We start from the raw sequence: 20213 nt of genomic DNA on the forward strand, positions 1-20213 counted from the left end.
TGTCTCAACTGGCGGTCGCGGCCGCGTTGGCGACCTTGCGGCGGTGGAACAGGCGCTCCAGGGCCAAGTATATGACGGGGGTGGTGAACAGCGTCAGCGCCTGGCTGACCAGCAGGCCACCGACCACCGCGATGCCCAGCGGCTGGCGCAGCTCGGCACCGGCTCCGAAGCCGAACATCAAAGGCACCGCGCCGAGCAGGGCGGCGAGGGTGGTCATGATGATCGGCCGGAAGCGTGTCAGGCAGGCCTGGTGGATTGCCTGCTCGGGCGTCATGCCCTGGTTGCGTTGGGCGTCGAGGGCAAAGTCGATGAGCAGGATGCCGTTCTTCTTGACGATGCCGATCAGCAGCACGATGCCGATCAGCCCCATGATGGTGAAGTCCTGGCCCATGGCCCAGAGCAGAATCAGCGCACCGAGGCCCGCCGAGGGCAGGGTGGAGATGATCGTCAGCGGGTGTACGAAGCTCTCGTAGAGCACGCCAAGGATGATGTACACCGCCACCAGTGCTGCGAGGATCAGCCAAGGCTGGCTCGACAATGAACTCTGGAACGCTTGTGCCGCGCCCTGGAAACTGCCGACGATGGCATCGGGCATGCCCAGCTCGCGCTGGGTCTGTTCGAGGATGCGCACCGCATCACCCAGGGCCACGCCGGGGGCGAGGTTGAACGACAGGTTGGCGGCCGGGAACAGGCCGTCGTGGGCGATCGACAGCGGGCCGGTGCTGGGCGGTGCGACATGGGCCAGGGCCGACAGCGGCACCATCTCGCCCGACAACGGCGAGCGCAGGTAGAAATAGTTCAGGCTCTCGGCCTTGCCGCGCTGGCGGGCGTCGAGTTCGAGGATCACCTTGTACTGGTTGGTCTCGGTCTGGAACTCGCTGATCTGGCGCTGGCCGAAGGCGTCGTACAGCGCCTGGTCGACGTCGGTGGTGGTCAGGCCGAAGCGAGCGGCGGCCTGGCGGTCGATGTCGATGCGGGTGACGCTGGCGCCCAGCTGCAGGTCGTTGGACAGGTCACGGAACGCCGGGTTTTCCCGCAGGCGGTCGGTCAGGCGCTGGGTCCACAGGTTCAGGGCCACGCCATCGTTGCTCTTGAGCACGTACTGGTACTGGGTGCGCGACGGGCCGGAGCTGAGGTTGATGTCCTGGCCGGCGCGCAGGTACAGGACGATGCCGGGCACCTGGGCGAGTTTCGGGCGCAGGCGGTCGATCAGTTCGCTGGCTGATACATCGCGCTCGCCGCGGGGCTTGAGGGTGATCCAGAAGCGGCCGTTGGCGATGGTCTGGTTGCTGCCGGTGACCCCGACCGAGTGGGAGAAGGCGCGTACCGCAGGGTCGGCCTCAATGATCTTCGCCAGCGCCTGGTGCTTTTCGATCATCGCCGGGTACGACACATCGGCGGCGGCCTCGCTGGTGCCAAGGATGAAGCCGGTGTCCTGCAGCGGGAAGAAGCCCTTGGGGATGGCGATATAGCCGACCACTGCCAGCGCCAGGGTCAGGCCGAACACACCCAGCGTCAGGCGCTGGTGGGCGAGGGCGTGGTCCAGGCCCTTTTCGTACCAGCGCACCAGGCGCTGGCCGAAGCCGTCGTGGTGTTCCTGCGGCGGTTTGCGCATGAACAAGGCGCAGAGGGTCGGCGCCAGGGTCAACGACACCACCACCGAAATCAGGATGGTCGAGGTGGCGGTCAGGGCGAACCCCTTGAACAAACGCCCGACCACGCCGCCCATGAACAGCAGTGGAATGAACGCGGCGATCAGCGAGAAGCTGATAGAGATCACCGTGAAGCCGATCTCGCCGGCGCCCTTGATCGCCGCCGTGCGGCTGTCGTCTCCGGCTTCCAGGTGACGGTGGATGTTTTCCACCACCACGATGGCGTCATCGACCACGAAGCCCACGGCGATGACGATGGCCACCAGGGTGAGGTTGTTGAGGCTGAAGCCTGCCACGTACATCAGCGCGCAACTGGCGATCAGCGACACCCCCAGCACGCTGGAGACGACCAGGGTTGCCGACCACTGGCGCAGGAACAGCGCCATCACCCCGATCACCAGTATCACCGCGATCATCAGAGTGAGTTCAACTTCATGCAGCGAGGCGCGGATGGTCTGGGTGCGGTCGTTGAGCACCGACACCTCGACCGAGGCTGGAAGCATTTCCTGCAAGCGCGGCAGGGCGTCGAGCACGCGATCCACGGTGTCGACGATATTGGCGCCAGGCTGGCGGAAGATCACCAGGTTCAGCCCGGGTTTGTCGCCGGACCAGGATTTGACATAGGCGTTCTCGGCGCCTTCGATCACCTTGGCCACGTCCTGCAGGCGAACCGGGGCGCCGTTGCGGTAGCTGACGATCAGTTGGGCGTAGTCTTCGGGGTGGAACAACTGGTCGTTGGCGGCGATGGTCGAGACACTGTGCTCGCCGTACAGCGCGCCCTTGGCCAGGTTCAGGCTGGTCTGCTGGATGGCCTGGCGGATATCGGCCAAGGTCAGGCCGATGGCCGCGAGCTTCTCGGGCTGGGCTTGTACGCGGATCGCGGGGCGCAGTTGGCCGGTGATGTTGATCAGGCCGACCCCGTCGATCTGGCTGAGCTGGCGCGCCAACAGGGTTTCGGTGTAGTCGCTGAGCTCGTTGCCGGGCATTTGCTCGGAGCTGACGGTCAGCACCAGCACGGGGCTGTCGGCCGGGTTGACCTTGCGCCAGGTCGGTGGGCTGGGCAGGTCCTGCGGCAGGCGCGCAGTGGCGGTGTTGATCGCGGCCTGGACTTCCTGGGCGGCGGTGTCGATGTTCTTGTCGAGGGTGAACTGCAGGATCAGCGTGGTCGAGCCCAGGGCACTGCTGCTGGTCATCTGGGTCATGCCGGGGATGGCGCTGAACTGTACCTCCAGCGGCGTCGCCACCGAGGATGCCATGGTTTCCGGGCTGGCGCCGGGAAGCTGTGCGGTGACCTGGATGGTCGGGAAGTCGGCTTCCGGCAAGGGGGCCACCGGCAGGCGCGGGAAAGCGATGGCCCCCAGCAGCACCAGGGCGAAGGTCAGTAGCAGGGTGGCGATGGGGTGGTCGATGCACCAGGCCGAAACCCCTTTGCGGGTGATCATGGCTGGCTCCGGCGGTCAGCCACTTCGGGGCTGGCGGGCAGGTCGGGGGCGACCTCGACCCGTGCCCCGGGCTTGAGGCGCGACTGGCCGTCGAGCACCAGGCGATCACCGGCCTTGACCCCGGCGACGATGTTCAGGTCGCTGTCCTGGTAGAGCACCTTGACCGGTACGCTGGCAACCTTGTCGCCATCGAGGCGGTAGACGTAATGGCCATCGATGCCGCGCTGCACCACGGGTGGTGGCACCACCAGGGCGTTCTCGTCGATGGCGGTGCGCAGGCGAATGGTCACCAGTTGGCCCGGCCATAAGCGGCCATCCTTGTTGTCGAACTCGGCCTTGATACGCACGGTGCCGGTGTTGGCCGAGACCTGGTTATCGATCAGCGCCAGGTGGCCCTGGCCGAGCAGGCTGCGTTCGCCGTCGGCGTCCATGTAGGCCTCGACCAGCGCTGGTGATGGGGCTTTGAGCAGGTTCTGCAGGCTGGGCAGCATCTGTTGCGGCAGGGCGAACTCGACGGCGATCGGGTCGATCTGGGTGACGCTGAACAGACCCTGGGTGTCGCTGCTGCGCACCAGGTTGCCGGGGTCGACGTTGCGAATGCCGACGCGACCGGTCACCGGTGAGCGGATCTGCGTGTACGACAGTTGGACTTCGGCATTGGCGATGGCTGCCTGGTTACCCTTGACCGTGGCCTGCAGTTGATTCACCAGCGCCTGTTGCTGGTCGAGGGTCTGTTTCGAGACGCCGTCGTCGCTGCTCAGCAGGCGGTAGCGCTTGAGGTCGACACCGGCCACCTGCAACTGTGCCTGGCTCTGGCCGAGTTGGGCGCGAGCCTGCTCGAGACTGGCGCGGATCGCGCGGTCGTCGAGGGTGGCGAGCAGGTCGCCTGCCTTGACCCATTGGCCCTCCTTGACCTGCACCTGGGTCAGGATGCCCTCGACCTGCGGGCGTACATCGACGCTGTGCAACGACAGTACCGAGCCGATGGCGCTGGCAAAGCGCGGCACGTCCTGCTGGGTGACGCTGATCACCCTGACCGGCACGGCATTTTGCGCGCGTGGGGCAGGCGTGTCCTGGCGCAGGCGCAACCAACCGGCCACGGCGATCAGCAAGAGGATGGCCAGGGTGGCGAGAACGAAGGAGCGGGAGGGACGTCGCATCGGTGCTGGTACCGGTCAGTTGGCAGGGTTGGTTACGTGTCGTGTTCTGCGCGGGCAAGCCCGCTCGCACACCATCTGTTACGGAAGTACCTGTGGGAGGGGGCTTGCCCGCGAACAGAACACCTAGATAACCGGCTTTATGTCCTGTCCTTTTTCTGCTTATAGCCCCCCAATCTGGTCGGCAACGTGACGCCTGGCTGACAGCGCTGACAGTTTCCAATCATTGATGGCCAATTGCCAAGGCATTGCGCTGGATCAATGCCCGTCCGGGGTTTGCCCCTAGAGTCGAACGCCCTCCCGATTGTCCCGACAACAATGAGAGCCTCCGATGAAGTGCAATATGCCTGTTACCGGTCGCCAAGTGGATTATCCCGGTGATGCCAACATCCTTTCCACCACCGACCTCGATAGCCGCATCACCTACGCCAACGATGATTTCGTGCGTATCAGCGGGTTTGCCCGCGAGCAGTTGCTCGGCCAGCCGCATCATGTGGTCCGCCATCCTGACATGCCTGCCCAGGCCTTCGAGCAGATGTGGCAGACGCTCAAGGCCGGTCGTTCGTGGATGGGGCTGGTGAAGAACCGCTGCAGCAACGGTGATCACTACTGGGTCAGCGCCTTCGTCTCGCCCATCGGCAGTGCGGGGCAGACGGTCGAGTACCAGTCGGTGCGCACCCGTCCACTCGACGAGCAGGTCGCGGCGGCCGAGCGCTGTTATGCACGTTTGCGCGAAGGGCGGTGGCGCTGGCGCGAGCGTCTGCCGGTGCCGGGCCTGCGGGCGCGGCTGTCGCTGGGCATTGGCGCTGTGCTGGCGCTGGTGATCGGCGTCGGGCAGGGCTGGTCGGCCGGCGCCTGGCAGGTGTCTTTGATCGAGTGGCTGGCGGCAGCGGGCCTGAGCAGCTTGGCCGTGTGGGGGCTATTGCGCCCGTTCGAGCGTCTGCGTGCCCAGGCCCTGGCGGTGGCCGACAATCCACTGAGCCAGCAGTTGTACACGGGGCGGCGCGATGACATTGGCCAGATCGACTTCGCCATGCGCATGCTCAAGGCGCAGTTGGGGGCGGTGGTCGGGCGCATAGGCGATACCTCGACACGCCTGGCCGGGCATTCCGGATCGCTGGCCGAAGCCCTGCAGGCCAGTCATGCCAACAGCCTCGAGCAGCAGAGCGAGGCGGACCAGGTCGCCACGGCGATCCACCAGATGAGCGCCAGCGTCGCCCAGGTCGCCAGTAGCGCGCAGTTGGCGGCGATGGCTGCCGACCAGGCCGAAGAGGAAACCCAGTCGGGTCATCAAGTGGTCGACCGCAACCGCTGCGCGATCCAGGACCTGGCCGGTTCGCTGGTGGAGGCGAGCGAGGTGATCCAGCAACTGGAAAACCACAGCGGCGAGATTTCCGGGGTCATCGATGTGATCCGTGGCATTGCCGAGCAGACCAACCTGCTGGCACTCAATGCCGCCATCGAGGCGGCGCGTGCCGGCGACCAGGGGCGTGGTTTTGCCGTGGTCGCCGACGAGGTGCGTGGCCTGGCCCAGCGTACCGCGCAGTCGACCCACGAGATCCAGCGCATGATCGCTGCCTTGCAGGAGGGTACCCGTGCGGCGGTACAGGTGATGCGTCAGAGCAGCACCCACGCCGGGCATAGCGTCGAGCAGGCGCGCCTGGCCAGCGATGCGCTCGACAGCATCAGCGTGCGGGTCAACCAGATCAACGAGATGAGTTTGCAGATCGCGGCAGCGGTGGAGCAGCAGAGCCAGGTCAGCGAGAGCATCAACCGCAATATCGTCAGTATTCGCCAGGCCAGCGAGGCGACGGTGGATGTGGGGCAGCGCAGTCACAGCAGTGCCAGTGATGTGGCGGGGCTGGCGCAGGATCTGCGGCGGTTGGCGGATGAGTTCTGGCGGCGCTGTCAGTGAGGCTGGCGGTGCCCTTTTCGCGGGCAAGCCCCTCCCACAGGGGCTAGGACTGCTTTTTTTTGTGGGAGCGGGCTTGCCCGCGAAAAGGGCACCGCAGATTCCAGCTCAGAACCCGATAAAGGCGTAGTACACCGGCGCTTCGCCGGTCGTCAGCAGCCCATGCCCCTGCAGCCCGTCGGCCAGTTCGACATCTTGCACATGCACTGTCCATGGCACGAGCGCTTGATCGCTCGTCTGATCCAGCGCCGCGAGAAACGCCTGCATGTCTGGCAGCCAGGCGGTGAAACCGTTGCCCTTGAGCGCGCTGGTGGTCATGCCCAACGCCTGGCAGACCGCAACCTTGGCGGCGATGTCGTCGCGGTCGGCCTGGCGCGAGGCTTCGATCAGTGCGGCCAGTTGCGGATCGACGGCCCTGTTGCCGACGATCAGTTGCGGGCCTTGTTGCCAAGCTTCGGGTGGGCAATCCTTGGCTTCGACGCGCAGAGGCAGGTGCGGGTTGACCTCGGCCGGATAGATACGACAGACCAGCGGGCGTGTTTCATAGATGCCGCACAGATTGTTGGCATCCAGGTTGCGACAGCGCCCTGGATTGAAGGCCGCGAAGGTCACCGAGACCCGCACCTCTGCACTCCCGCAAGGCACGGCGAGCGAACGGCGCAGCACATGATCGCGTTGCTCGACCGGCATGCCCGGGCCATCGGTGACGAAGCCTTCGATCAGCACCACGACCTGGCCGCCACTGGCAGCCCACTGGCGGGACTCGGCGAGCGTGAGCGGTACATGGTGGCCGGTGCAGCACTTGCCGCAGCCGGTGCAGGCGAAACGAATGCCGTCGCTCACTTGGCGCCTGGCTTCCATTCGGTGACGTAGGCTTGCTGCTGGGCGCGGTCGTACAGGCACAGTTCGGTGCCTGTCTGGTTCTTCATGTATTTTGGCTTGTACACGCCTTCGATCAGCAGGGCGCTATAGGCGGTGCGGTCGTCGAATTCAGCGGGCTTGCCCAGGGCGTGGGCGTCCTTGAACTGGCTGGCGGCCAGGCAGCGCTTGACCATCTGCTGGCGGTACTCGTTCCAGGCGTCGGGGCTGGAGGCCTGGGCAAGACCGCTGGTCATGGCGAGGGCAATCAGGGCAATGCGAAGAGGGGTCATAAGCGATACCGGCAAGAAAACCTCGGAAGGGGAGTGATTATGCCCGAGTCCTCCCCACCATCAAGTGAAGGCATTGTGTCGCCAGATGTATCAGCGCTCGGCGAAGCCGACCGCTCGCGCCGCGACGACGAGGCAGTCGGTCAGCTCGGGCGAGGAAAACTTGGTGAGAATCGCGTTGGCGCCTGCGACCTTGGCTTTTTCGGCGCTCATGGCGCTGTCCAGCGAGGTGTGCAGCAGCACGTAGAGGTGCTTGAAGTCCGGGGTCTCGCGCACGGTGCGGGTGAAGGCGTAACCGTCCATCTCGGACATTTCGATGTCCGACACCACGATGTTGATTTCCTGGGCGGTGCCCTGCAGCTCCAGCAGGACATTGATCGCATCCTTGGCGCTGCGCGCGGTATGGCATTCGACACCGAGGTGGCGAAGGGTGTGCACCGATTGCTGCAGCGCCACCTGGCTGTCGTCCACCACCAGGATGTTGGCGGCGGCCAGCAGGCTGGCGTCTTCTGCGCTGAGCTCGCCGGGATGCGTTTCAGGTTCCGGCGGGGCGATGCCGTGGATGACCTTCTCGATGTCCAGCACCTGCACCAGCGTGTTGTCGACCCGGGTCACGCCGGTGATGAAGGAGCGGTTGCCCGAACCGTACGGCGGCGGCTTGATGTCGGTGCTCAGGCAATGGACGATGCGGCTGACCGCCTGCACGTGCAGGCCTTGGCGGGTGCGGCTGATGTCGGTGACGATCAGGCAGCCGCCATCGGGGTCGGCCAGTGGCATTTCGCCGATCGCCCGCGACAGGTCGATCACCGACAGCGAGTTGCCGCGCAAGGTCGCTACGCCTTTGACGTGGGGATGCGACTCGGGAAGCTTGGTCAGGGGCGGGCAGGGAATGATCTCGCTGACCTTGAGCAGGTTGATAGCCATCAGCTTGCCGCTGCGCAGGGTGAACAGCAGCAGGGACAGCGAGTCCGCGCGGGCATTTTGCGTGGCCATGGATAACCTTCGGGCATGTCGGAAAAGGGAGTGGATGCCGGGTTATCGGCCTTGGCCGTTCAGGCTTTAGGCAAAAAAGAGGGCCTTGCGGCCCCTGAAGGATTACCAGCTGTAACGCGCACCCAGGTTGACTCCCCAAGGCTGTTCGATGTTGTTGCCTTTCATGTAGTCGAAGCCTGCATTCACCTGCACCGTGTCGGTGACTTGCGCGGCCACACCTGCACCGAGCTCGATGCGGCTGCCCGACAGGTCGTTGTCGAACTTGTTGTCGTTGACCTTGACCTGATTGTTGCGAGCGAACTCGTGGGCTGCTGCGACCTTTACGTAGGGCTGCACGAAACCGCCTTTATCGAGTGGGAAGGTACGGCCGACATGGCTACCGACCTTGCCCAGCAAGGAGTCGGCATTGGCAGCGCTGGCGCGCATGCCGTTGTCCAGGTTGTAGCTGGCACCGTCGACCCACAGCGTGGACAGCTGGGTATAGGGTTCGACGAACCAGCCGTCGTCCAGCTTGATGTACTTGCCGACTTCGATCGAGGCGCCGATACCGTTGTTGCTGTATTTGCCCTTGGCCTTGCGGCCATCGCTCATGCGTACGTCCGAGGTGTTCTGGAAGCGGTTTGCCTTGAGCAGTGCATCGATGTAAAGGCCATCGTCCGCCAGCCAGGTGCTGTACATGCCCAGATGGAAGCTGTCGACCTTGCCGGTGGTGCCGGCGGACAGATCGAGGTCCGAACGGCTGTAGCCGCCCGTCACGCCCAGCAGCCACTGGCTGCCGTTCGACGGCAGTGGCGCGTCGGCACCGAAGGAAATGCCCTGTTGTACCTGGTTGTAGTCGGCACCGGCGCCTGCAGATACCTTGTGCTTGTTGCCGTAGGTGCGCAGCCAGCCACCACCTTGGGTGTTGCCGTTGCGCAGCTCGCCCATGCGCGAGCGCAGGGTGGTTGCCTCGCCGTACCACACGGTAGGCGCGGCGCTGAACAGACCGGTGACCGTGCGTGTGCCCGGGGTGGTGGTGTTGCCCTTGCGTACCAGAAACCAGTCGTCGCCGCGCTGTTCCAGTTCGTAGGCGAAGGTGCCGAAGTCCACCTGGCCGCCGATCAAGTCGAATTGCGAGGTGCTGCCCTCGCCGGTGTGCACGACCTGATGGTCGATCACTGCGGCGTTCGGGTCGGTGCCGGTGCTTTCCACCAGCAGGCGATGTTCGCCGCTGGCCTTGCCGCTGACGTCGATGAAGTCGCCTTGGCCGGTGGCCAGGTCGGCGCCAAGCACGAAGGTGCCCGAGCCAGACAGCTCGCCCAGTTGCAGGCGGTTGAAGCCAGTGCTGCCTCCAGGGCCGCGCAGGTTCACGGTGCCGTCCGAGAGGTTCAGCTTGTCGACGCTGGAATCGCCGGTCAGGGACCAGCTGGAGCTGGCATCGATCTTCAGCGAGGCGGCATTCTCGATGGAACCCGTCAAGCTGGCATGATCAGCCAAGCTTATATTCAAGGTGGAGTTCTTGTCGGCCACGATGTTGCCGGTCAGATGGCTGTTGTTGATCGCCGCATTGGCGCGAGCGCCTTCGCTAACCTCGAGAATCATGCCGTTACCGCCCGAAAGGGTGGAGCCGTTGTTGATTTCGATGTTCACGTCTTCATCGTCGATATGTCGGAGCACCTTGATAGCACTGCCCTCACGACCGATCACACTTGACTGGTCCAGTACCAGATTGGCCTTGGTTTCAGAACCATCTGTGACATCCGGCAGCATGACGATGCCATTGTTGTCGCCAGTGATGACGCTGCCCGCGCGAACAGATGCAGTGGCGCCGGCAATCACCAGACCGACTCCGCCGCCAATGGGGCCCTCTTCGTCAGCGCCTGCCAAGCCTTCGACGTAGGTATTGGCAAGGTCAAGAGTGGCGTTTTGGCTTATGTTGATACCGCGACCAGTGGCCTGGACTTTACTATTGGTGATGCGTGCGCTGGAGGCCTGTCGGTCGCCGGAGAGCGCAATTCCGATCAGCGAACGCCCTGGCCGAGATGGGTCGATGAAGGCTGTAATGGTGCTGGCATCTATCTCTGCATGGCTGTTGTACAGGCTGAGCGCGTTTTCGCCCACGCTGTGCACGCGGCCATCGTTGATGTTTACACGTGAATTGTCTGTAGCAAGGATTCTTCCCGTTTGAGCGCCGCTACTTACATTGAGGGTGTTCTGGCCGACCAGATAGTAGCGATGCATCGGTGTGTCCCTGTTTACCTCACGGCTTTCGCCGGGACGCAGAATGACATCAGCCGCCATCGCTGTACTCGCGTATGCGCCAGCGCTCAATATTGCCAGCGTGGTCTTGAAAAACATGGAGATCTCCGGTCAAAAAAGATCTGAATTTGATCGGAGGTCTCGGAAGTTGTATGTAGGAATAGTCTGGGGTTTGGGTCGCGGCCGAGTGCACAAGCAGGCTGCTATTGGCCCTTACCAGGCTAGGTTGAATCCGATATTCATACCCCACGGTTGCTCGATATTCTTGCCGTTGCTGTAATCAAGGTCGACATGCAACTGCAGCGCATTTGCCAGCTGGATGGCTACGCCTGCGCCGAGCTCGCCTCGCCCGCCAGACAGATCGTCATGAAAAGTGGTGCTGTTGACGCGAATATCATTGTTGCGGGCGAATTCGCGAGCGGCTGCCAGTTTTACGTAAGGCTGTACGTAACCACCCGATTGCAGGGCGATGGTTTTGCCTACATGGGCCCCGGCCTTGCCCAGCAATGAGTTGGCCTTGTTGCTCTTGAGCTCCATGCCATTGTCCATGCTGTAGTTTTCGCCGTTGACCCAAAGCGCGGACGCCTGGAGGTAAGGCTCGATGAACCAGTTGTCATCGAGCTTGAAATGCCGTCCGGCTTCGACGGATCCCCCGAAGCCATAATTGTTGTATTCACCTTTGGCCTTGTGCCCGTCACTCATGCGCGCGTTAGCCTTGTTCTCGAAGCGGTTTGCCTTGATCACCGCATCAATGTAATAGCCGCTGTCGGCCAACCAGGTGCCGTACACTCCCAGGTAATAGCTGTCCACTCGACCGTCACTGCCCAGGCGCATATTGAGCCGGGAGTCGCTGTACCCTCCCATGATACCGAGCAACCAGCGTCCGCTCTCGGTTGGCAGTGCCCTGTCGACACCTATGGAGACGCCTTGCTGCACTTGCTGGTAATGCACCTGGTCTGCCGCCGAGACACGATACTTGTTGCCATAGGTGCGCCCCCAGAAGCCACCTTGGTCGTAACCACCACGCAATTCGCCCATGCGACTGCGCAAGGTGCTGAGTTCCCCATACCATACGGTCGGGGCGGCGCTGAATACTGCAACGGCCATCTGCGTGCTAGGTGAGATGATCGGATCGTCCTGGCGTTGGGTCAGGTACCAGTCATTGCCCTGGCGCTCCAGTGAGTAGGAGAACGCACCGAGATCGACCAGGCCGTTATCGCTGAGGACCTTGAAGTTGGCATCGCCACCCTGGGTATGTACCACGCGCTGAGCGGTGCCTCCTGCTGTGGGATCTGCTCCGCTGTTCTGGATAGTCATGCCGTAGCTGCCACGCGCGAGGCCTTCGATGTTGACCAGGTCACTGCGACCAGCGGCCAGGTCGGTACCCAGAGCAAATGTCCCGGTGCCGTCGAGGCTGCTTGCCGTGAGCACCCGAAACTCGTCATTGCCACCCCGCAGATTCACCACACCACCTTGCAGGTTCAATGCTCCGACATTCGAGCTATTGACCATGTCGAAGCGGGAGCGATCACCTATCTCGGTGGCTTTTGCATTGGTCACGGTACCCATCAGGCTTGAACCGTTGGCCAGGCTCAACGTGCCTGTGGCAGGTGAATCGTGAAGGATATTGCCGGTCATCCGGCTGTTGTCCAGCGCAATGCCGAGAACGTTGCTGACAGTCCCGGTCAGCGTTGCTCCATTGGCGAGGGTCAGCTCGCTGGCACTGCCAGGGCTTGTGCTGACACTGCCGGTCAGGTTGCTCGCATCCAGCGTCAATGCGGCGACGTTGGTGACATCACCCACGATGCTCGATTGTGCTGTCATGCTCACCGTTGCGCTGGAGCCGACCGGCTGGTTGATCGTGCCGTTCAGTGTGCTGGCAGCCATGGACAGGCTGCGGATGTTGTTCACATTGCCGGTCAGACTGGCGCCATTGGCCATGACTACATCCGCTGACGCATGAGCGGCCACCTGAATATCTCCGGCAAGGGTGCTGGAGTCGATAAGCAGGTGCGCCTGAGTGACGGCTGCGGGCGCTTCATCGGGGAGACCGACCTGCAGCAGGATGCCGTTGGCGGCAGTTACGCTCGAGTTGTTGCGAATCTCGATCTGTCCCAGCATCGGATCGATACCAAGGTTGCTGACTACGATGGCGCTACCGCTCTGGGATATAAGGTTGGAGTGATCCACCACCAGTCGCGAATTCGCATGGCCATCATCCACTGCAAGCAACGCCGCAGCGATGTTGCTACCGGTTGCCGTGCTGTTTCTCAGAATCGCCTCTCCGCCGACCAGCGACATGCCAAGACCGCTGTAGACGATGAAGTCTGTCGGGTTGCCGGTACCGGTCAAGGTGGAGTCGATCAACGTTGCACTGCTGCTTCCCGAGACATTCAACCCACGACCGAAGCCGCTGATCTCGCTACCTTCCACCAAGGCGGTCGAAGTTCGGCCGTTGAAGACTAAACCGGTGGAAACCGAAAGCCCCATATTACCGGTGGAGGTCAGCGATGAGTTGCGGATAGTGCTTTGGCTCTCAATGAGATCAAGCGCCGCTCGACTGCCGCCTCGTACTGTGGCGCCGTCCAGCGTGACTGTGGAATCTGGGTCAGCATAAATGTCCAGCGCCTGCCCTCCGGGCTCGATGAGCAGTGTGGCGGCAGTCAGTGTCCAGCGTTCGCTCACGTCGCCGGCTCTTACGGTCGCCGAACCTCCCGCTGGAAGTGTGGCGGCATCAAGGGGGGCTGCGAGAAGGGCAAACAAGCACAGCACGCTTTGGATAGGCGGATTCTTGACTGAAATGCTTCCTTGCATTGGCTCATGCTCCAAACGGATAGGTTTCAACATCGCCCGGTGCCCGGTACACGTATTCCGAGCAGCGCATGCACTTGATATGAGAGCGAGTATAGAAGTCTGTTTCGAGATCGCACACCTGTTAAAAATGCTAGGTTACGGCATTGAATATTCATGCTTGTATGTTTTTGCTGGTAGACAACGAATGGTGATGTGGCTGGGTCGTTCTGAGTCACGGGCGATATGTGTTGTCTCGTGGGTGAGAGCATGTTTGTTGTTTAAACGCTGCGCACTTGATATCAGGTAAATCAGATTGGGTGAGGGCATGAACATGAACACAAGGATGAATATCAAGAGCCGCCGGCAGGGAAGTGTTGCACCGGCTGCGGAGATATTGCTCGAAGAAATGACTATTCCTAACCGTGACCCTGTCGGGGGACGTATACACAAAGATTTTCTGTCGGACGACGTGGAAGTTATTATTCCGCGGGCACAAGACATGCGTCGTCAAGACAGTCTTGAACTGTATCGAAATGGTGAACCTTTCGGTGCCAAATACAGGTTGGCAGACCTGGGCTTTGATGATAATACGGTCACGGCTTTTTCTATTCCCTTTAAAATGGCAGACTTTCCACCACTGGGTGCCGACGTCACGTACACGATGGATTACCGAGTTTTTGACCCTATTTCAAATAGAGGTAATTTGTCTCTGCGCCCTATTTCGTTGCGTTTCGACCGGTTGGCGCCGGGTGGCGATAATCTCCCGGGTATCTTCTTTACCGGTGAACAGCTCAGGGGGATTACGGAAGCCGATATGGAGGGTGATCTATTAAAGGTCAAGATTGACCCTTATCACGATGGTGAGGCTGAGGACAAAGTCGAGTTATGGGTTTCCAACGTTGATGCCGAGGACGAGCGGTTCTACCTGACCCCGGCATTTGACGTTGCTGACCCGGTTAATATCCTGGATGTTCACTTCACCCGGGAACAGCTCACCGCCTTCGGTGGAAGCGGCAAACTCTATTTCGGTTACCGGGTAACGGATTGGTCAGGTAATGTCAGCAGTCTTTCAAGCACTACGGAGATCCCGGTCTATCTGGATCAACCGGGGCTGGCCGCGGCTGTAGTGCCGGCGGCTGCAAAGGGGCTGATTACCTATAATGATGCCACGCCCTTTATCGAGGTAGAAATACCCACTTACACAGTCGGTACGCCTGCCGCGGGGGATCTCATCACCCTGACCTGGGAGGGCGATACATTCCCTTATATCCTGCAGTCGGCCGACCTGGACAAAGACCCACTCACGATCATCCGGGTTCCCTACGCTACCGTCGCAAAGCGGCCTCTCGGGCAGACCACGATCAACTATTCTTTGAGGCGTGGTTCTGAGCCGGTTGTGCCTTCTCCCGATACCATTGTAAATATCAATCTTGAGTCACCCGGTGGTCCGGATCCGGATCCGGATCCGGAAACACCGGTTCATGAGTTAATCAGGCCTGCAGTACTTACCTGTGGTTCCAGTCCACCCAACACCATCCTGCCTGAAGATTTTGGCAAAGCCGCCAGTGTAAAGATTTCCCGTGCCAGGGTTGGAGATAATCAGCCGATCTGGAAGATCGGCGACAGCATTCAACTGACCTATGACACGATCTCCGCGCCTATCGTGCCGACCGTGATCACTACGGCAAATGAAGGCAGCGATATCAGCATTGAGGTTCCGTTCGCCGATGTGATCGAAGCGGTCGGAACAGGCACACCGAAAATCTTCTTTGTCATTACCCGTGAGTTGGATTTGCCTGGTGGCGGTACTACCCCTGTAACGGCCAGATCTCCCGATCAGGAAGTCGTTGTCTCCGCCGGCTCGGAGCTGCCGGGCGGGACTACGCCGCTTCAGTTGGGGAGCTTCCCGGAAGCGGTCGATTACGAAGACGAACACACAGGCGGGGTCTACCGAGTCATCCAATTCGACGTTGGCAGGAGGGATACGATGTTCCGAATTCCTCTGGCGGGTGTCGCCAACATAGAAATAGGACGCAACCCCAGACTGAGTTACTTCTTCGAAGGTTTTAACACGGGCAACGATGTCAAACCTCCGGAAAAACCATGGACCCCGCTTCCCGGTACTCGCCTCGAGGCATCCAACGTGCCACTGACCCAAGCTGATCTTGACCAGGGATACTATGAGGTGCCCCTGCTGTACCGCACCCTGTTGCAGCGCATCTGCCGCAATGGTGCGGAATTGAACTACTCATTGATCAATGATCTGGAAATTCCGGTGCGGGCGCCTGTAGCCTATGTGTATATCGCATTAAATGACGGAGGGGGGCAGTGTCTGCTGAGCTTTGCTGTTGATACGCAGATGACATCCTCCAGCTTTGGCGCAGGCGTACAAACGGCACTGCGCGAAGTGAGTAAAACCTCACGGATGAACGGTCCTCTGCAACCGCTCTCGATTCCTGGCCGCGATGCCGACACCGGTATCGTGCCTGTCGAATACCTGAAGAACGACTTGGTCGTTCAGATTACCAAGGCAGATGTCATGACCCCTGCGCATGAGCTCCGTCTGCTGCGTGACTTCGAGGGCTATGGCAGGCCTTACCGATTGACGACAGAAGAGTTGAACGATCCCGAAGTGGTTCAATTCGAACTGAATATCGAGCAGAAGGACTTTCCACGGGAGGGCGCCGATGAGACGTTCACGTTGGATTACGAGCTGTTTGATACCGTCACCCAAACGGGGGTGGTCGCCAACTTGCCGGTCAGCGTGCGTCTGGACCGCCGAGCGCCAGGTGGAAATGCCCTTTCCGCGTTGGGCTTTACCCCTGAACAAGTGAGGAACGGTATCAGGGATACCGATCTGGTCAATGACCGACTGGCCGTTAATGTTCACGCTTACTTGTATGGTGAACAGGGCGATAAAATCGAGTTGTGGCTGGGCTCGTCTGCGGACGAGGGGTTGGGCGAATATCTGGGCGTCAGCAGGGTGGTCGACGATCCCAGGGCGACTCAAGTGGTGTATTTCACACGCGCGCAGCTCTCGAATGGTTTGCGCTACTTTGGTTACCGGGTGCAAGACCAAGCGGGTAACTACAGCGTGCTTTCTCGCCTCATGGATATCGAAGTAGATATCACGCCAGCCCGTTAGTTGACGTTGTCCTTGCGCCTCTTTGCGGATACCGATATCGGAAGAGGCGCATTATTTTACCCGCCCTTGCCGGGCCGCATCGATGCACCGCGTGGCTCAGCGTAACTCGAGTCGACGAGCCAGGCGGCCGAGATTGGCCCGGTCCAGGCCAAGTTCCCGTGCCGCTGCGGCCCAGTTGTATTGATGCCGTTGCAGGCAGTTATCGATCACTTGGCGCTGGTAAGCGTCGACGGCTTCGCGCAGACCACCCTCGGGCAACGGCAGGGCAGGCTCGATGGGGGCCAATGAAGCCGCCTTTGTCGGCAGCGTAGTGCGAAGGTCGAGGTCTGCTGCTTGCAGGGTGAGGATGCGCGGGCGTTCGGGGTGCTGACCGAGGGCCTTGAGCGCCGAGCGTCCGATCAGGTGTTCCAGTTCACGCACGTTGCCTGGCCAGTCGTAAGCCACTAGTGACGTCTGGGCTTCGCTGCTCAGGCGCAGGCTGTCCAGCCCCAGTCTCGAACGGTTTTGCTCGAGAAAGAAACCTGCCAGCAGCAATATGTCCCGTCCTCGCTCGCGCAGCGGTGGAACCTGCAGTGGGTATACGCTGAGGCGGTGGTAAAGATCGGCGCGAAAGTTCCCGTTGCGCACTTCGCTGGCCAGGTCTCTGTTGGTGGCGGCGATCAGGCGCACATCTACCTTGTGTTCGTGGTCCGAGCCCAGGCGCTGCAGTTGGCCGCTCTGCAATACCCGTAGCAGTTTGGCTTGTACCGACAGAGGCAGCTCGCCGACTTCGTCGAGAAACAACGTTGCGCCGTGGGCCAGTTCGAACTTGCCGCGCCGCTCGCCATGAGCGCCGGTAAAGGCGCCCCTGACATGACCGAACAGTTCGCTTTCGACCAGGGTATCGGGCAAGGCGGCGCAGTTGAGGCTGACCATTGGTTTGTCCGCACGCTTGCTGGCCTGGTGCAGTGCCAGCGCGACCAACTCCTTGCCGACACCGGTCTCTCCGGTGATCAATACGGTCAGATCGCTGCCTGCCACCAGGCGGATTTCTTCCAGCAAGTGCTTGTGCGCCGGGCTCTGGCCGATCAGTTCCTTGCGCTGGTCGTTGGCTTGTCGGTAGACCTCCGCGCGTTGCTGCTCGTCTTCCACGCGCAGGGCCAGCTTCTCGATGCGCTCGGCGACGGTGACGGTTGCCGCAGCGAGGCTTGCGAATGCCTGGAGGGCGCCGAGTTCAAGGCTCTGGAACCGGCCCGGGGTGATGGCGTCAAGGGTCAGCAAGCCCCAGGGGCGTTCGTCGACCATCAGCGGGCAGCCCATGCAGTCGTGCACGTGCAGGTCTGCATCAATTGCAGCGACCAGGCCATCGTAGGGGTCAGGCAGTTCGGAGTCACTGGCAAAGCGCGTCGGCTCAGGCCGACTGAGCAGTATCTCGAAACGTGGATGCTCGCTGACCTTGAAACGCCGCCCCAGGGTGTCTGTCGACAAGCCGTCGACCGCAAGCGGCACCAGCCACTCTCCATCCAGGCGCAGCAGTGCTGCAGCATCGCACGGTAGCAGGCTGCGCATGGATTGCAGTAGGCGGCGATAGCGTTCCTGGTCCGGCAGGTCGCGAGACAGATCGCTGACCAGAGGCAGGAGGGCGGTGAGGAGGGGTTTTGCGAACATGCGGGTTTTCCGGAACGGCGTGTTGACCATACGGTCGGCGAGTTGTCGGGCTGACGTCAAGGTCCGCTTGCAGCGATGCAGCAGGCTGAACGGCAATCGGACCTGGTAAAACTGTCAGGTTACGGCTTCGCGTGCGAAGGGTAGAGTCGAGCGACAACTGCGGCCAGGGCGCTTTGTGCGTGTGCGGGACTGGTCGAACATCCTTTTCAACAGGCGAGGGTAATCTGCAATGACCAAACGAGAGATGTTCCTTGGTCGGCTGCCGGTGTCGGCTCTGGCAGGTGAGCTGAATCCACTGGTCATCACTGACATGGATTCCGGAGGACCGCAACGCGATGGCCTGGGTTGGAATGAGTTGTCTGATCCAGAGCGTGTCGTGCCGATGTTGGCGAAGTTGCCCGAGGCGTATCGCCAGGGTGATGAGATCAGTCTTTTCTGGACGGCTACCAAGCCAGTTACGCAACCGCCGCAAGCCGATCCGTCTGAGGCTGCAGTGCAGTTTTACCTGTTGGATGCCGAAATGCAGGCGCGAGGCTGGTTGAGCTTCGGTGTGGTCAAGGGTGACCTGAAACTGCCAGCGGACGAGCAGATTCCCTATCCTTATTTCGGTTATTTCTATTACTCGCTGTATGACCCGATCTCAACATCCAGGCGCTACTCGCAGTACAGAGAGGTCTTGATCGACCTGCGTGTGCCCGGGGGGCTTGATCCCGATCCGGAAACGCCGGTCAACGAATTTCTTGTCGCGCCTTTAGTAACGCCCTCCACGATCGAATCCCCAACCACTCCGGTACGCGTTTCGATCGTGCCTTGGCGTTTCATGCAGCCGGATGACCAGGTCACCTTGATCTGGAGCGGTGTTCGTCATGTGGGGGCACGCCTGGGCGCAGGCGACGTAGGCAAGAATTGGGTGATTGATGTTCCGGCGGATGTGATAGAGAAGGGCGGAAGCGGCGAAGACCTGCGGGTCTACTACGAGATCCGTGACCGGGTGCAGAACTACTCGCGGCCGTCTCCATCGGCCTATGTAAAGGTCGAAGATCCCGATGCGCTCGCGGCACCTGAAGTCGAAAGTGCGGAGAGTCCACCCTACCAGCTGGATCTGGTGCCGTTGGCGGGGCAGGATGTGACCATCTACTTGCCGGACTATGTCGGTTATACGCCCGGCGATAGAGTCACGATGCATTGGGTCGGGCTCAGTGCCGGAACCGATGCAAGAGAAGTGCGTTATGACTGGCCCATCAGAACGATCACCGGCACACGCGACAAGATCTTCAGCCTGCCCTATCTCTTTGCGGTGCTGGTGGTGAATGGCCTGGCCACTGTCTTTTATGAGTCGATACCTGCCGCTGGTGGTGCAGCCAGACCTTCTCGCCGGCGCTCGCTCACCATTGTCGGGGAGGGCATTGTGTTGCAACGCCCGGACCTGGTCGAGGCAACAGGCGATGTCATCGATCTTGCCGACCTGACCACAGACAAGGTTCACGTGCGCATCCCTCTCTATCCTGGGCAAAGCGCAGGGGATGTCGTCACCTTGGCCTGGACGGCCAGGAGCGGTGGCAGCGGCGGCGCGACCTGGCGAACAGACCTGACCGTTCCTGTGGGGGGAGAAAAAAACGAACTCGTGTTCGAGGTCGATTTACCGCTACTGATCCCGGCGGTGGATGGCACCCTGACCTTGAGCTATTCGGTGCTTACCCCGGAATTCGGTATCACGCGATCTTCGCCCGAGCACGTCTACAGCGTTCTGGACAGTGCGGCAGTCGATTTTCCTGCACCGACCTGCGCCCAGGTGGAGGGCAGTGGTGCGGGCGCGTCGCTGCCATCGGATACCATCAACGCGATCATCGAGGTGCCGGCAAATGCTCCTCTGCGTGTGAACGACAGGGTCACGCTGCGTTGGGAGGCGGCTGTCGGCAATACCCCGCCTGCCTACACCGAGACCAAGACGTTCACCGGGTTCCCGTTCAGCTTCACTGTGGGTAACGCGGATATTCTGCCCTTCGAGGAAGTTGATGTATTCGTGACCTATTCGGTCGAGCGCAACGCTGCGTAATAGCGTTGGTGTTGTGAGCAACGGCCTGAG

At 61.3% G+C, this 20213-nt stretch carries 11 protein-coding genes; 3 read left to right on the forward strand and 8 right to left on the reverse strand.

Annotated elements, in window-relative coordinates; all coding sequences use genetic code 11:
- Positions 1-4 precede the first annotated feature (4 nt).
- Both HU748_RS19315 and HU748_RS19320 read right to left on the reverse strand, forming a co-directional pair.
- Positions 5-3094 carry a multidrug efflux RND transporter permease subunit gene (locus HU748_RS19315; RefSeq protein ID WP_186721532.1) on the reverse strand — a complete coding sequence of 1030 codons (3090 nt, stop codon included), beginning with the start codon at positions 3092-3094 and terminating at the stop codon, positions 5-7.
- Complete coding sequence (locus tag HU748_RS19320; RefSeq protein WP_186721533.1) at positions 3091-4254, reverse strand: efflux RND transporter periplasmic adaptor subunit; 1164 nt, start codon at positions 4252-4254, stop codon at positions 3091-3093. Before HU748_RS19320 ends, HU748_RS19315 begins: the two co-directional genes overlap by 4 nt.
- A 328-nt stretch (positions 4255-4582) precedes the next feature.
- Between HU748_RS19320 and HU748_RS19325 the strand changes: the two genes are divergently transcribed.
- Positions 4583-6166, forward strand: a complete 1584-nt coding sequence (locus tag HU748_RS19325; protein ID WP_186721534.1) for a PAS domain-containing methyl-accepting chemotaxis protein — start codon at positions 4583-4585, stop codon at positions 6164-6166.
- 105 nt (positions 6167-6271) lie between these two features.
- On the opposite strand, the gene HU748_RS19330 is transcribed toward HU748_RS19325, so the two are convergent.
- The 5 genes from HU748_RS19330 to HU748_RS26740 all read right to left on the reverse strand — a co-directional run bounded on the left by HU748_RS19330 (position 6272) and on the right by HU748_RS26740 (position 13227).
- On the reverse strand, positions 6272-7006 hold the full coding sequence (locus tag HU748_RS19330) for a YkgJ family cysteine cluster protein (RefSeq protein ID WP_186668316.1): 735 nt from the start codon (positions 7004-7006) through the stop codon (positions 6272-6274).
- The gene (locus tag HU748_RS19335; protein WP_186668314.1) at positions 7003-7314 is read right to left on the reverse strand and encodes a hypothetical protein; all 312 of its coding nucleotides are present in this window, start codon (positions 7312-7314) and stop codon (positions 7003-7005) included. Before HU748_RS19335 ends, HU748_RS19330 begins: the two co-directional genes overlap by 4 nt.
- A gap of 90 nt (positions 7315-7404) precedes the next feature.
- Positions 7405-8304 carry a chemotaxis protein gene (locus HU748_RS19340; RefSeq protein WP_054892508.1) on the reverse strand — a complete coding sequence of 300 codons (900 nt, stop codon included), beginning with the start codon at positions 8302-8304 and terminating at the stop codon, positions 7405-7407.
- 102 nt (positions 8305-8406) lie between these two features.
- Positions 8407-10524 (reverse strand): autotransporter outer membrane beta-barrel domain-containing protein, encoded by a 2118-nt coding sequence (locus tag HU748_RS19345; RefSeq protein ID WP_186721535.1) that lies wholly within the window; start codon positions 10522-10524, stop codon positions 8407-8409.
- A gap of 231 nt (positions 10525-10755) precedes the next feature.
- A complete protein-coding gene (locus HU748_RS26740; RefSeq protein WP_186721536.1) occupies positions 10756-13227 on the reverse strand; it encodes an autotransporter outer membrane beta-barrel domain-containing protein in 2472 nt (823 codons plus the stop codon).
- A gap of 451 nt (positions 13228-13678) precedes the next feature.
- Here HU748_RS26740 and HU748_RS19355 point away from each other — a divergent pair, with 451 nt between their 5' ends.
- Positions 13679-16480: a hypothetical protein gene (locus HU748_RS19355; protein ID WP_186668308.1), complete on the forward strand. Its 2802-nt coding sequence runs from the start codon at positions 13679-13681 to the stop codon at positions 16478-16480.
- 96 nt (positions 16481-16576) lie between these two features.
- Here the strand turns inward: HU748_RS19355 and norR are convergent, their stop codons facing one another.
- On the reverse strand, positions 16577-18127 hold the full coding sequence (gene norR, locus HU748_RS19360; protein WP_186721537.1) for a nitric oxide reductase transcriptional regulator NorR: 1551 nt from the start codon (positions 18125-18127) through the stop codon (positions 16577-16579).
- A 229-nt stretch (positions 18128-18356) separates the two neighbouring features.
- Here norR and HU748_RS19365 point away from each other — a divergent pair, with 229 nt between their 5' ends.
- Entirely contained in the window at positions 18357-20183 is a 1827-nt protein-coding gene (locus tag HU748_RS19365; RefSeq protein ID WP_186721539.1) for a hypothetical protein, read from the forward strand.
- Positions 20184-20213 lie beyond the last annotated feature (30 nt).

Source organism: Pseudomonas sp. RW3S2, assembly GCF_014268955.1.
Taxonomy (GTDB): domain Bacteria; phylum Pseudomonadota; class Gammaproteobacteria; order Pseudomonadales; family Pseudomonadaceae; genus Aquipseudomonas; species Aquipseudomonas wayambapalatensis.

Excerpts from the sequence above, each read along its gene's own strand:
- HU748_RS19315 (WP_186721532.1), bottom strand. The coding sequence starts at position 3,094 with ATGATCACCCGCAAAGGGGTTTCGGCCTGGTGCATCGACCACCCCATC.
- HU748_RS19320 (WP_186721533.1), bottom strand. The coding sequence starts at position 4,254 with ATGCGACGTCCCTCCCGCTCCTTCGTTCTCGCCACCCTGGCCATCCTC.
- HU748_RS19325 (WP_186721534.1), top strand. The coding sequence starts at position 4,583 with ATGAAGTGCAATATGCCTGTTACCGGTCGCCAAGTGGATTATCCCGGT.
- HU748_RS19335 (WP_186668314.1), bottom strand. The coding sequence starts at position 7,314 with ATGACCCCTCTTCGCATTGCCCTGATTGCCCTCGCCATGACCAGCGGT.
- HU748_RS19340 (WP_054892508.1), bottom strand. The coding sequence starts at position 8,304 with ATGGCCACGCAAAATGCCCGCGCGGACTCGCTGTCCCTGCTGCTGTTC.
- HU748_RS19345 (WP_186721535.1), bottom strand. The coding sequence starts at position 10,524 with ATGCATCGCTACTATCTGGTCGGCCAGAACACCCTCAATGTAAGTAGC.
- HU748_RS19355 (WP_186668308.1), top strand. The coding sequence starts at position 13,679 with ATGAATATCAAGAGCCGCCGGCAGGGAAGTGTTGCACCGGCTGCGGAG.
- norR (WP_186721537.1), bottom strand. The coding sequence starts at position 18,127 with ATGTTCGCAAAACCCCTCCTCACCGCCCTCCTGCCTCTGGTCAGCGAT.
- HU748_RS19365 (WP_186721539.1), top strand. The coding sequence starts at position 18,357 with ATGACCAAACGAGAGATGTTCCTTGGTCGGCTGCCGGTGTCGGCTCTG.